Genomic DNA, 13315 nt, shown 5'->3' with positions numbered 1-13315 from the left:
GGATGATCCAATGTTTGAGGAGATTATGACGGTCGTTGGCAACTTTGGCTTTCCGTTAGTTTTAGCAGTTTATTTGCTTCTCCGTTTTGAGAAAAAGATTGAATCCTTAACGGAAGCAATAAATCATCTAAGATCCGTCATAAAAAAGTGAAAAGGCCTATGGATCTTTTCTTTTTTTTGTTAAAATGAAGTGGAGAATCCATTCCATATTTAGAAAGGGGTGGAAATATGAAGAAGGTACTTCTGGTCGTATTCCTAATCATTAACCTCTTCTATATAACAAATTATTTGTTCCGCTATGTAAGTCCCTTTAATATTGTGGGTTATTTTTGGTTATTTTCTTTTCTAGCAAGTATCATCTTATCCATAACCGTTCTTTTTTCCTTCAAACGTCTTTCTAATTCAACCTTATTTCTTGCCATATGCGTTCTAGCTTCTGCCGTTAGTTCGCTTGGTGTTTACAGTCTTTTCTTTACACTTGTATCATAAAAGAAGACTCTTTTTGGGAGAGTCTTCTTTTATTGGATCTAATTTAGCAAACGCCGAATAAACCGCTGGTTGCACACTCATATCCAAATGTAGCAACCATGTACCATCCCGGATCAGATGTTTTGCTTGCACAATGATAAAGGTTCATATCACATTCATCATCGCCCTTGCCGAAGTTTGCCCAGCAATAATCATGTGCTCGGCAGCAACGGTCTAAGGCGTTGATTGGAGTCCCGCTCCCACACTTAGCACCACACCATTTATAATGATGAAAGCCTGTAGCCGGATCACCAAAGACTAAACAACCTTCATACCATGCTTGTGTTGAGACGTCTTCTGCATTAATCTCCTCTGCGCCTGTTGGATGTTTAAGGTGCTCTACAAACTGAAAATATCGTTCATCAAATGGAATCTCAAGCTCATTAACAACAGATCGATCTGAAACAACAGCTTGACGAGTAACTTTCTCACCAGTCTCTAGAATTGCTGAATAGTGAGCTTTGATTCGTAATTTCCCGCACGATTCCCTAACCGCTTCGACAATTGTTTCGTCATTTAATGTTACAAAGAGAGCTTCTTTTTTCACCTCTTTTTCCTGCTCTGGAAAGAGGAAAGTGAATTCAAATGAATCTGTTTTCTCCGTTTCTGTCACATCTTGATATTTAGTGATCTCTGCAACGAGTAAAGCAAAGTCTGCGCTGTTATTGAGTTCATCAACAATGATGTTCCTTTTGTCAGTGTTTAAAGGCGTAATCATGATCCCCATGTTATCGATCTCCTTTAATTTTATTATGGAGGCGACAATCGGATTCGAACCGATGATCAAGGAGTTGCAGTCCTTCGCCTTACCGCTTGGCTATGCCGCCTAAGAGAAAGAGTGGGAAGGGTTAGTTCCCGCTCTTTTTATAGCAAGATACATCTTTATTAAAAACAGCCACACCGGTTAAAGATCACATCTCCTACAGGGGTAATTTTGAATTCACCAGGACAATCGCTTCCATAACCACAACATCTTCGATCAGGTTTACATATTAACTCGCTTTGAGGCAGAATCATTTCTTGTTTGTTTTGGTCTTTAGCCATTTAAATTTCCTCCCTTCTATTGCCTGCACTAATTAAGGTGGAGTAAGCGAGAAGAAAATCAAAAAGAAAACAATTTTTTTATTTTTTGATTTTGGGCTCCGTTTTTTCACCTTTATATATTGAATAATAAAAGGGGAGGGAATAACCTTGAAAATAACAGTTTTTATCAATCCGACATGTAATCCATGTAAGGCTCTAAAACAATGGCTATGGAAAAATAACGTGGAGTTTATAGAAAGAGATGCTATAAATGATGAGGCTGCCGCTCGAGAGCTCAGAAGTCTTAATGTGAATTTCACTCCTTACACTGTGATTGAAACAGCAGAAGGAAGGCATGAGATTTCAGGAGCGGATATCAAGAAAATCAGTGAAGTATTATCAATGGAAAAATCGATCAAGGTGTTTTAAATGGCTGGATGTATATTTGAACAGGATATTGGAAAGATCCATCAGATCAAAATTGATCTATTGAAGATAACAAAATGTCTTGATACTTGTTCTGAAAAAGAGAAGAGTTCCTACCAAGATATAGCTTACGAGTATTCAAAAGCCCTCAAAGCAGTTAAAAAATCAATTGAAGAAGCATATGGTGTAAAGCTTTGCTGTTGCCCTTTACACCATGAAATATATGGTAATTAGATTTCAGTTGTTCTATGGTGATTATACTGTTGGTTATAACTATTCAACGGATATAATCAGGCATAACTGTCATTACTAAAGGTGATCAGATTCGACTGACCGGAGAAATGGCTAGAAAAGGGCGGATCGACCGTGGAAATTAGAAGCTACCAATACGGAAGAATGTAAATCCGATAAATGCTGAAGTCCCTATGGTTCAAAGCTGAAAAATGAACCGGCTCTTTCACCGGAAATTAGAGGCGTCGTCGAAACGAGCAAGCTGGCAACCCCTGCGCTCACCGATATTAAGCAGAGTGTGATGCAGAAAATCCTAAAAACCCGGGCAATAAAATCATCAGAACATCCTTCACCATGGGAGGCGGATGCGGGCGAATACAGCGAGCACTAAAAGCGCCACAGAGCCTATAAACAGGCGAAGCAATGCGACATGCTCGGGGGTGTAATTCACTAGTCCCGGGCGTTTTATGTCGCCAAAACAATTGTTTCATACTCGCTCAAAAACTTAAACCACGGTTTTTACTTCCAATTTTCCCCTGTCACAGGTAAGTTTTTTGCTTATTCCATGAGCTGCCTGGTCCTATTATTTGAGATATCACTCACTACACTTCGATCATTAAAATCCAATTTTCCTCCCCCTTGATATCCCTTCATAGATTACCCTTGCATTTTTTAAGTAACAGAATAACATAGCAACACTGGTTAAATAGACAGGAGAAGGGTGAGGTGCATCAACTATCGAGTTGCGCCAGGTTCCATTTAAACCGAATGATTGACAAAAATCTCTCATTAATTGACAAAAGGTCATTACAAAATGCAAACCCTATGATAAGATCATAAAAAAGAAGATTAACAATCTAATATGAAATGAGGGGTTCGGCATGGGGAAGGTCGCTTCTGAAGTGGTGGCGGGGGTGTTGAACGAATTCCATCTGGCCATTAAAAAGCATGATATTCAGCAGGCGAAGCATCTTTTTGAAGAGGCGAAGTCGATGTTTGCCGAGATGGAAGAGAATCAGAATGTGCTCGTCTATTTCTCGCTGCTTGAGGAGCGGTACCGGATGATGCTTTTTGATGCCAGGGGAGAGCGCCGGCCGCATCAGTCTTACTTCAATGATTCGCAAGCGAACGCAATCGAACAGACGGATGATATGATTGATTACTATTTCTACTTTTTTGAGGCGATGCATGAGGCATACAACAAGAATGTTGAGCGGGCGATCAGCCTTTATAAGGTTGCCGAGAAAAGATTGGCGAAGATTCCCGACAAAATCGAAGCGGCCGAGTTTTATTTTAAAGTGTCCTGGCTGTATATGTCGCTCAGGCAGAACGCGGTTTCCTTGAACTACGCGAAAGACGCGATGAATATTTACAGCATGCATGACGGGTACGAAAAGAAGCTGGCGATTTCCATGGTTGTCATGGGGACAAATTATATGCAGATGCAGCGTTTTCAAGATGCGGAAGGATATTTCCAAAAGTCGATCGAAATTTCAAAAGAGATAGACGATTCGTTTTTAGAGGCGATGCTCCATCATAATATCAGCATTCTTTATTCGAATTCAGGCCGGTCCCAGGACTGTATTCTCGCCGTGCAGCACGCGTTGAGCAATTCCGAATGGTGTGCGTCCAGTTATTATATCAACTCTCTGTACATGCTGGTGAGGGAGTTTTTCAAAATAGGAGAAACAGAAGCGGCTCTGTACTACTATCAAAAAGGACAGAAGGAATTAGAGAAAAACGGGAATAAGATTTATGAAAAGAAAATAAACATTATTTATGAATTGTATCGTCATGAAAACGCAAAGACCATCAAAGATGACATCCATGCCTTGGAAGAGATGAATGATTTAGACGGCGTCTGCGACCTTTCATTGCTTATCTCAAGCCATTACGAAAGGAAAGGAGACTACAAGGAAGCGCTGGAATTTGCTAAAATAGCAATGACAGCCGAAAACAAAATGAGATCATTAGGGAGTGAGGTATTGTCATGAAAAAAATCATTCTTTGCTTAGCGTTAACAGCCGTGGTCTTAGGCGGAGCTGCTCTATCCCAAAGCCACATTATGGCGTCAGACAGTGTTCAAGTAGCGGAATTGCCTGTTGGAGGTTGAGGTCCTTTTTAGGGCTTCTTTTTTTAGCAGAAAAAAAGAAAGAGCAAAAGAGGAAGAACATTGAATGAAATATACAACTTGAAAAGCAATGATTAAACCCACTCCTCGCCGGAACAGCTGGCGGCATTATAGACAGACGGCTTTTTCGAGTTTGGCAGCTCGGGAGACATCTGCTTCAAACAGGATTGTCTCGGAGCCGGGGGGATCGGTGTGAGAAAGATGGGGATCGCTGATTTTGCGGTGCGTCCTTTGGCGGATGATGGTGTTGTGCTTGCCACATACCGTTTAAAGGATCAGACGAGAAAGCAGGAAACGCTGCGCAGTTCAATCTGGAAGCGGGTTGATGGCAGGTGGCGCATGTGTTTTCATCAAGGGACGCCGAAAAAGGCTTCCCATCAAAAAAGACCTGATTCGGGAAGGGCAATTTCCTGAATCAGGTCTTTCTTTACAAATGACTCCGGCATTCCGCCACACATTCTTCCAAGTCTTTTACCGCATGTTCCATCTTTGGCTTTGCTTCGTCATGAACCTTGTTTAATGCGTGATGCAAATGGGTCAATGCGCTTTCGCATTCGGTGATGCATTCCTGCAGGTCGTTTTTATTCATGGTGAACAAGCTCCTTTCCATGATGTGTACAACCTTAGTATTTCTCAGCTGCTCATGTTTATGCATTATTTTCCATGTCGGCTTGCAAATTTTATGAAAAATTAAGCTGGAATAACAAAAACAATCACCTGATATTTGATAAACTAAATCAATATGTAAACATGAATGAAATCCATAAAGACAGGAGAAGAAGGACATGCGGAAGCAATTGACGGCTTACATATCGCTCGCTCTCGCGATGGCGATCGTCGGCAGCTCGGTCGTCGTCGGCAAGCTGATGGTGGAAACGATTCCGGTGTTTCTATCGTCAGGCCTCAGGTTTTTGATCGCTGCCATTGTCTTGGTGATCCTTTTATTTTGCTTTGAAAAAGGCTTTCCCGCGCTAACGAAAAAAGACGTTTTTGTGTTGCTGATACAGTCTTTTACAGGCGTTTTTTTGTTCAGCATCTGCCTGCTTTACGGCGTCGGCATGACGACGGGGATGGAAAGCGGGATCATCACAAGCACCACGCCGATGGCGGTCGGGATTTTGGCTTTCTTTTTGTTGAAAGAGAAAATAGAAAAGCGGATGGCGCTCGGGATCGTGCTCGCTGTTATGGGCGTGATGACGATCAATCTGTTTGGAGCGGGCGGAGACGGAGGCAATCCGCACGCTTTGCTAGGAAACCTCCTGGTCGCTGCCGCTGTCGTTGGGGAAGCACTGTTTACACTGCTGGCGAAAATGCTGTCGCCTCACATTTCCGCATTGGCGATTTCGACGTTTGTCTCGCTTTTCGGGTTTTTGTTTTTCCTGCCGTTTGCGGCTTACGAAGCGCTGTCGTTCGACTTTAGCGCGCCTGGGATCGTTGATTGGTCATATGTGCTGTATTATGCGCTGATCGTCACGGTGCTTGCTTTCTACTTGTGGTACAGCGGGGTGACAAAGGTGCCGGCAGGGATTTCCGGGATTTTCACCTCGGTGCTGCCTGTTTCGGCTGTTGCGCTGTCAGGGATCATCCTCAAGGAGCAGTTCACCTTCATCCATATGCTCGGTGTGGCGTTTGTGATTGGCGGCATTTTTGTCACGGTTTTGAAGAAAGAAACGGCAAAGGATAGCCAACATCTCGCATCCTAGCAGGATTTCCAATAAAATGTCGCAAATTTGATGCATCAATATAATGAATTCGCCAAAGGCTGCGGTATAATAGATTTTGTGAATTCAATGTTGAAAGAGAGTGGTAGTATCATGGGCCGTAAGTGGAACAATATAAAAGAAAAGAAAGCGTCGAAGGATGCCAATACAAGCCGGATTTACGCCAAGTTTGGCCGGGAAATCTATGTGGCGGCAAAGCAGGGAGAGCCCGATCCTGAGGCAAACCAGGCGCTGAAGTTCGTGCTTGAGCGCGCCAAAACATACAATGTCCCGAAAGCGATTATCGAGCGGGCGATTGAAAAGGCGAAGGGCGGTTCTGAAGAAAACTATGACGAGCTTCGCTATGAAGGATTCGGACCGAACGGAGCGATGGTGATCGTTGACGCCTTGACGAACAATGTCAACCGGACGGCGGCGGATGTGCGCTCAACGTTTGGCAAAAACGGCGGCAATATGGGTGTGAGCGGCTCTGTCGCTTACATGTTTGACCCGACAGCCGTCATCGGCTTTGAAGGAAAAACGGCTGATGAAACGCTCGAATTGCTGATGGAAGCGGATATCGATGTCCGCGATATTTTAGAAGAAGACGAGGCGGTGATCGTCTATGCCGAGCCTGATCAGTTCCATGCCGTGCAGGAAGCGCTGAAAAACGCCGGTATTGAAGAATTCACCGTCGCAGAGCTGACCATGCTCGCGCAAAACGATGTCACACTTCCGGAAGACGCGCAGGCGCAGTTTGAAAAACTGATCGATGCGCTGGAAGATTTGGAGGATGTGCAGCAAGTCTATCATAATGTTGATTTAGGCGCGTAAACGAAAAAGCAAACCGCCGGAAATGAAAGGCCCCGCAAATGTAAGTTTTACATTTGCGGGGTTTTTTTATGCCGGTCGTCTATGATTCTGTCGTGGCGCGCGGCCGCCGTATCCACGGCGTTGAAGCTGCAATCGGAATGAGCCGCGGCCGCCGGTATTCATCCAAATCCTTGATCCCGAAACGAAAACATAGAACTGCTGAACAATCCGAATTACCTGGGAAATAACCACGAATGGGTGAATGGGGCATTAGGAAGATTTCGGCCAGGCTTAAGACAGCGACAATTCTCGGATATCAGCATAATCAATGATGACATTCAAGGAACGGGAATCAGCTTTTTAAGCAGAATGATCGTGTCAAGGTTAAAGGATATCGCAACAATTTCCTTGGGTTCATCCTTATTTTTACCTCAACTAAATTTTACCGATATCGCACCGTCATATCTTTTTTGTGCCAGAAGTCCTATCAGATTGAATTTTTTTGCAAGAATGCCGATACATATATTGTAGTCTAACTTTTCCCAAAATTGTATGAGAGGAAGATGCCCCGAATGTTTCGAATAAATGACCTCAACCATCAATACATAGGAGGGGAATGGAAGGACGGCCGCAGTGAAAGCATTCTCGCCGATCTTAATCCTTTTACCCATAAAACAATCACAACGTTTCGCAAGGCGACCCCGGATGATGTCGATGAGGCTTACAAGTCAGCTTTGGAAGCGAAAAAGAAATGGGATCGCGTCGGCCCGTATGAAAAAAGGGCGATTTTAGAAAAAGCCGCCGCTTATATTGAAGAACATAAAGAAGCCATCGTGTATCTGATTATGGAAGAGCTTGGCGGAACCAGACTGAAAGCGGCGTTTGAAATTGATCTCGTCATCAATATGATCAAAGAAGCCGCGGGGTTCCCGCTCAAAATGGAGGGGAGGATTCTGCCTTCACCTGTTGAGGGAAAAGAAAATCGGCTTTACCGGATTCCGGCCGGTGTGGTCGGTGTCATCAGTCCGTTTAATTTTCCGTTCTTTTTATCCGTCAAATCGGTGGCCCCGGCGCTTGGCGCGGGCAATGGCGTTGTGCTAAAGCCGCATGAGGAGACGCCGATATGCGGGGGCACATTGATTGCCAAGATTTTTGAGGAAGCCGGACTTCCGCAAGGCCTGCTGAATGTCGTTGTGACGGATATCGCAGAAATCGGCGACAGCTTCGTTGAGCATCCGATTCCGAGGATCATCTCGTTTACCGGATCAACGAAGGTCGGCAGCCATATCGGCCAGCTGGCTGTTAAACATTTCAAAAAACCGCTGCTTGAGCTTGGCGGAAACAGCGCCCTGATCGTTCTTGAGGATGCCGACTTGGAATATGCGGTCAATGCGGCGTCCTTCAGCCGGTTCACCCATCAGGGGCAAATCTGCATGTCAGCCAACCGGATTCTCGTCCAAAAAGAGGTCTATCCCGAGTTTTTAACATCGTTTTATCAAAAGGTGTCCGCTTTTAAGACAGGTGATCCGATGGACCCTGAAACGATTATCGGGCCCGTCATTCATGAACGCCAGGCGGAGCTTTTAAGAAAAGCTGTTGAAAACGCAATCGAAGAGGGCGCTGTCCCGCTGATCAAAGGCGACATCAAAGGCAATCTCGTCGAACCGACGATCTTGACGGATGTGAAGCCCGGCATGTCGATTACGAAAGAGGAGCTGTTTGGTCCGGTTGTATGCGTCATCCCGTTTGAGACAGAGGAAGAAGCGATTCAGATCGCAAATGATACGCCATTCGGGCTGAGCGGGGCCGTACATACAGGAAATGTTGAGCGCGGCGTGGCCATCGCCCAGCAGATTGAGACGGGCATGATTCATATCAATGACACGACGATCAACGATGAGCCGCATGTCGCTTTCGGCGGAGAAAAACAATCAGGGCTCGGCAGGCTGAACGGCGAATGGAGCCTGGAAGAATTCACGACGTTAAAGTGGATCTCCGTCCAGCATCAAAAACGAGTTTTCCCATACTAGTAGGAGGTTTGAAACATGAGTGAAGCAGTCAAAACAGACATCCATCCGCTTCTGGATGCTTTTGTCAAAGTCGCGCCATTCCTGAATCAGCTGATCCAGGATGATGTGACAGTCGGCATTTATGATACAGAAAAGCTGATCATCAACATTCCCGGCAAGACCTTTTCCCTGAACGTTAAACCAGGCGATCCATTGCAGGAAGGGGACATTATTACAAACGCCATCCGCCAAAACAAAAAGCAAACGAGCATGGTGCCAAAGGAGCTGTTCGGCTTCCCGCTTGCCGCCAGAGCGATTCCCCTGCATGATGAGAACGGAAGGGTCATCGGCGGCGTCGGACTCGGCACAAGCCTGGAAAAATCGGACCAGCTTCACCGCGTCGCCGAGAGTTTATCCGTCATCGTCGAACAGACGGCATCAGCGATTCAGGATATCGCTGAATCCGTGAGCGGATTTTCCGGCCAAATGTCCGATATCTCCAAGCAGGCGAAGGAAGTAAGCGAAAGCGCCGGCGAAATCGAAAAAATTTCTGTCACCGTCAAAGGCATCTCCGATCAAAGCAATCTCTTGGGGCTGAATGCGGCGATCGAAGCGGCGAGAGCGGGTGAATCAGGAAAAGGGTTCTCCGTCGTGGCCGATGAGATCAGAAAGCTTGCGACACATTCAAAAGAAAACGTCGGTCAAATTGATCAAATCACCAAAAAGATCCACGCTTTATTAAAAGACCTTGAACAGTCAATCGAAGTCATCAATGAACATACAAGCGGCCAGGCTGCGGGTGTCGAACAAATTTCCGCAACGATGCAGGAAATCAGCAGCAATGCGCAAAACCTCGCGAAAATGGCTGAACATCATTTTGAAGACTAAAGAAACGAAAGCTGCCGATGCCGGCGGCTTTTTTTGCGAATTTCTTTCTTGCAATCCATTCCAATAATTAAAATTTTATTTTAAATTTTTTGGAGGAATTTTTCCAACCTAAATCGAAAGTGATAACAGAAACCGCTTTCAAGGGGGAGGAAGGGATATATGAACGTCTATACACCGACGAAGCTGGCCGGATTATTGTTGGGGCCGATTGGTTTTTTGCTGATCATTGGCCTGATGCCCGAGGCGGAGCTTGCTTATGCACCGCGGGTCGTTCTTGCTGTGACGGTTTGGACCGCCGTGTGGTGGATCACCGAAGCCGTGCCGATTCCGGCTGCGTCATTGTTGCCGATCATTCTGATGCCCACATTGGGCGGCCTCGATATGGAAACGACGGCCAAGGCATACGGCGACCCGATCGTGTTTATGTACATGGGTGGTTTTATCATTGCCATCGCGATTGAGAAATGGAATCTTCACAAGCGGATGGCCTTGCATATTTTAAAGCGGATCGGGGCGGAAAGCCATCGGATCGTGCTTGGGGTGATGCTTTCGACGGCGTTTTTATCGATGTGGATTTCCAATGCCGCCACAGCGCTGATGATGCTGCCGGTTGCGCTCGCCATTATCAAAGAAGTGCAGGAAAAAGAGATCTTAAAAGGGGGTTCCCTGCAGAAATTCAGCAAAAGCATATTGCTGGCCGTCGCTTATGCGGCATCGATCGGCGGTCTCGCCACTCTGGTCGGATCGGTGCCGAACGCCGTGTTTGCGGCGATGTCCAGACAGATGCTGAACCGTGAGATTATGTTTTTTGAATGGTTTTTGTTCGGTTTTCCGGTTTCCGTTCTTTTTTTGATCATTCTTTATTTTTATTTAACGAAGGTGCAGTTTAAAGTCAGCCGTTTTTCAGGTAAAAAGCCCGGGTTTATCGATCATGATCTGAAGGCGCTCGGCGCGATGACAAAAGAGGAAAAATCGGTATTCGCCGTGTTTTTGGCGACCGCTTTTTTATGGATGTTCAAATTTTTGCTCCCGTTTCAGCTGTCAGACACATCGATCGCGATTTTGGGAGCGGTTTTGCTGTTTCTCATTCCAAGTGCCCGCGGTGAGCGGATCTTGGAGTGGAAGGATATGCAGACGCTGCCTTGGGGCCTGCTTCTCTTGTTTGGCGGCGGACTGTCGCTTGCATCGGGATTTTCCGCCACGAACTTAACGGCGTGGATCAGCGGTAAGCTCAAGCTGTTGGATGGTCATCCATACCTGTTTGTTTTGATCGTGTTAACGGCGGCGATTTTATTCATGACGGAAATCATGTCCAATACCGCTGTCGCCAATATGGTGATTCCGATGACCGTCGGCTTGGGAGCGGCGCTTCAAGTCGAGCCGTACGGGCTGATGGCCGCGGCGGCACTCGCGTCATCCTGCGCCTTCATGCTTCCGATTTCCACCCCGCCGAACGCCGCAGTGTTCAGCGCCAATGTTTTAAGCATGAAGGATATGATCAAGGCGGGGTTTTGGCTGAATATCGCCGGTGTGTTGATCATCGTCATCAGCGTTTATGTTTGGCTCCCGGTTGTCCTGCAGTAAAACTTGTAAACCTCTCACTAGTTTTCTTTTATCAACTACATTAAAATAATAGTATGACATGACGTAAGGATTGGTAGAATAGATGAGTATTTTTAAAGCTGAAGGTTTATATAAAACATACGGAGACAAGACATTATTTGATCATATATCGTTTCATATTGAAGAAAATGAGCGAATCGGCTTGATCGGACCGAATGGGACGGGAAAAAGCAGCCTGCTGAAAGTGATTGCCGGCTTCGAGTCGACGGAACAAGGGGAGATTGTGAAACCGGGCAGCCTGCAAATCGAGTATCTCGATCAAGATCCTGATTTGGATGGGTCTGAAACGGTGCTGGAGCACATCTATGCAGGCGATTCCGTGATGATGCGAACGATTGCTTCATATGAGAAAGCGTTGCAGGAACTGAACGCGTCTCCCGCTGATCCGAAAAAACAGGAAAACCTTTTGGCCGCTCAAGGCAGAATGGATGAGCACGGCGCCTGGGACGCGAACACGGCGGCGAAAACGATTTTGACCAAGCTTGGCGTTGCAGATGTGACCAAAGAAGTGAGACACCTTTCCGGAGGACAGAAAAAGCGTGTCGCGATTGCCAAAACACTCATTCAGCCGGCTGATCTTTTGATTTTGGATGAGCCGACAAACCATCTTGACAATGAAACGATCGAGTGGCTTGAGGGCTATTTGAGCGGATATTCGGGTTCAGTCGTGCTCGTCACCCATGACCGCTATTTCCTCAACCGCGTGACAAACCGGATTTATGAGCTTGATCGCGGCCATCTGTATACGTATAAAGGGAATTATGAAGTGTTTTTAGAAAAGAGGGCTGAACGGGAAGCGCTCGCCGAGCAAAACGAAACGAAGCGGCAGAACTTATTGAGAAGGGAGCTTGCTTGGCTCAGGAGGGGAGCAAAGGCCCGTTCGACAAAACAGAAAGCGCGAATTCAGCGCGTGGAGGAATTGAAAGGGCAGGATGCGCTGGAAACGAGCGCGACGCTTGATTTTGCGATCGGCTCCCACCGCCTCGGAAAGCAGGTGATCGAAGCTGAAGCGGTCGAGATCAGCCGCGGCGGGAAACAGCTTGTCACATCATTCGATGAGCTGATCATTCCTGGAGATCGAATCGGCATCATCGGGCCGAACGGAATCGGCAAGACGACGCTGTTAAACGCGCTTGCCGGTCGTCTTGAGCCTGATGCGGGCCGCATCACGATCGGCCAGACGGTCCGAATCGGTTATTATACGCAGGACCACAGTGAAATGGATGATTCGCTGCAAGTGATCGAATATATCAAAGGGACGGCTGAAATCGTTAAAACGGCCGACGGTCAAGTGATCACCGCCGAGCAGATGCTGGAACGGTTCCTCTTTCCGCGCCGTGTGCAGCGCAACTTTATCCACAAGCTCTCCGGCGGTGAAAAACGGCGGTTGTACTTGTTGAAGGTGCTGATGGAGGAGCCGAACGTCCTGTTTCTCGATGAACCGACAAACGATCTGGACACGGAGACGCTCGGGGTGCTGGAGGATTACTTAGAACAGTTTCCCGGCGTTGTCGTAACGGTATCCCATGACCGTTATTTCCTCGACCGTGTCATCGACCGTCTGCTTGTTTTTGAAGGAAACGGAGCCGTCTCGCGCTTTCACGGGTCATACAGCGAATACATGGAAAAACAAAAGGAAATCAGCCGAGAGAAGGTTTCTCAAGAAACAGCCGAATCTGTGAAGCCTGAGAAAAAGAAAAGGAAAAAGCTGTCTTATAAAGATCAGCTCGAATGGGAAGGCATCGAAGACAAAATCGCGGCCCTTGAAGAAAAGCATAAACAGCTTGAAGAGGAAATCGCCGCAGCGGGAAGCGACTTCGCCAAAATCCAGACGCTGATGGAAGAGCAAAGCAAAACAGCCGACGAGCTTGAAGAAGCGATGGAGCGCTGGACCGAGCTGTCGCTGATGATCGAGGAGCTGGAACAATCGTAATGGATGCTGC

At 46.5% G+C, this 13315-nt stretch carries 15 protein-coding genes, 1 tRNA gene and 1 pseudogene; 13 read left to right on the top strand and 4 right to left on the bottom strand.

The window, feature by feature from the left end; translation table 11 throughout:
* The first annotated feature begins 10 nt into the window (after positions 1-10).
* Entirely contained in the window at positions 11-151 is a 141-nt protein-coding gene (locus M654_RS19770; RefSeq protein ID WP_035428783.1) for a YvrJ family protein, read from the top strand.
* Between the two features lie 381 nt (positions 152-532).
* Here M654_RS19770 and M654_RS19765 read toward each other — a convergent pair whose 3' ends face one another.
* The 3 genes from M654_RS19765 to M654_RS19755 form a co-directional block, all read right to left on the bottom strand.
* Entirely contained in the window at positions 533-1255 is a 723-nt protein-coding gene (locus M654_RS19765; protein ID WP_035428781.1) for a phospholipase A2 family protein, read from the bottom strand.
* 26 nt (positions 1256-1281) lie between these two features.
* Positions 1282-1355, bottom strand: a tRNA-Cys gene (locus tag M654_RS19760).
* Between the two features lie 58 nt (positions 1356-1413).
* On the bottom strand, positions 1414-1572 hold the full coding sequence (locus M654_RS19755; RefSeq protein WP_163170570.1) for a hypothetical protein: 159 nt from the start codon (positions 1570-1572) through the stop codon (positions 1414-1416).
* 147 nt (positions 1573-1719) lie between these two features.
* On the opposite strand from M654_RS19755, the gene M654_RS19750 reads away from it, so the two are divergent.
* The 5 genes and pseudogenes from M654_RS19750 to M654_RS19730 form a co-directional block, all read left to right on the top strand.
* A complete protein-coding gene (locus M654_RS19750) occupies positions 1720-1980 on the top strand; it encodes a glutaredoxin family protein (protein ID WP_035428779.1) in 261 nt (86 codons plus the stop codon).
* A complete protein-coding gene (locus M654_RS19745) occupies positions 1981-2211 on the top strand; it encodes a hypothetical protein (protein WP_026589640.1) in 231 nt (76 codons plus the stop codon). It begins immediately after the preceding gene.
* 878 nt (positions 2212-3089) lie between these two features.
* The gene (locus tag M654_RS19740) at positions 3090-4202 is read left to right on the top strand and encodes a Rap family tetratricopeptide repeat protein (protein WP_026589639.1); all 1113 of its coding nucleotides are present in this window, start codon (positions 3090-3092) and stop codon (positions 4200-4202) included.
* On the top strand, positions 4199-4321 hold the full coding sequence (locus M654_RS19735; RefSeq protein ID WP_026589638.1) for a PhrK family phosphatase-inhibitory pheromone: 123 nt from the start codon (positions 4199-4201) through the stop codon (positions 4319-4321). Before M654_RS19740 ends, M654_RS19735 begins: the two co-directional genes overlap by 4 nt.
* 144 nt (positions 4322-4465) lie before the next feature.
* Positions 4466-4753, top strand: a pseudogene (locus M654_RS19730) (nuclear transport factor 2 family protein); the annotation flags it as partial.
* Between the two features lie 13 nt (positions 4754-4766).
* Here M654_RS19730 and M654_RS19725 read toward each other — a convergent pair.
* Positions 4767-4928: a hypothetical protein gene (locus M654_RS19725; RefSeq protein WP_163170569.1), complete on the bottom strand. Its 162-nt coding sequence runs from the start codon at positions 4926-4928 to the stop codon at positions 4767-4769.
* A gap of 196 nt (positions 4929-5124) precedes the next feature.
* Between M654_RS19725 and M654_RS19720 the strand changes: the two genes are divergently transcribed.
* The 7 genes from M654_RS19720 to M654_RS19690 all read left to right on the top strand — a co-directional run bounded on the left by M654_RS19720 (position 5125) and on the right by M654_RS19690 (position 13305).
* Positions 5125-6042 (top strand): DMT family transporter, encoded by a 918-nt coding sequence (locus M654_RS19720; protein ID WP_026589637.1) that lies wholly within the window; start codon positions 5125-5127, stop codon positions 6040-6042.
* 111 nt (positions 6043-6153) lie between these two features.
* Positions 6154-6873, top strand: coding sequence for a YebC/PmpR family DNA-binding transcriptional regulator (locus M654_RS19715; protein WP_026589636.1), 720 nt, complete (start codon positions 6154-6156; stop codon positions 6871-6873).
* A 68-nt stretch (positions 6874-6941) separates the two neighbouring features.
* On the top strand, positions 6942-7100 hold the full coding sequence (locus tag M654_RS19710; RefSeq protein WP_163170568.1) for a hypothetical protein: 159 nt from the start codon (positions 6942-6944) through the stop codon (positions 7098-7100).
* A gap of 324 nt (positions 7101-7424) precedes the next feature.
* Positions 7425-8882: a benzaldehyde dehydrogenase gene (locus M654_RS19705; RefSeq protein ID WP_026589635.1), complete on the top strand. Its 1458-nt coding sequence runs from the start codon at positions 7425-7427 to the stop codon at positions 8880-8882.
* A 15-nt stretch (positions 8883-8897) separates the two neighbouring features.
* A complete protein-coding gene (locus tag M654_RS19700; protein WP_026589634.1) occupies positions 8898-9749 on the top strand; it encodes a methyl-accepting chemotaxis protein in 852 nt (283 codons plus the stop codon).
* Positions 9750-9908: 159 nt separating this feature from the next.
* On the top strand, positions 9909-11333 hold the full coding sequence (locus tag M654_RS19695; protein WP_026589633.1) for an SLC13 family permease: 1425 nt from the start codon (positions 9909-9911) through the stop codon (positions 11331-11333).
* Positions 11334-11415: 82 nt separating this feature from the next.
* Complete coding sequence (locus M654_RS19690; protein WP_026589632.1) at positions 11416-13305, top strand: ABC-F family ATP-binding cassette domain-containing protein; 1890 nt, start codon at positions 11416-11418, stop codon at positions 13303-13305.
* The last annotated feature ends 10 nt before the right edge of the window (positions 13306-13315 follow it).

Source organism: Bacillus sp. NSP9.1, assembly GCF_000465465.2.
Taxonomy (GTDB): Bacteria; Bacillota; Bacilli; order Bacillales; family Bacillaceae; genus Bacillus; species Bacillus sonorensis_A.
Note: the sequence above shows the minus strand (reverse complement) of the source record. Positions and strands in the feature narration are given on the sequence as shown.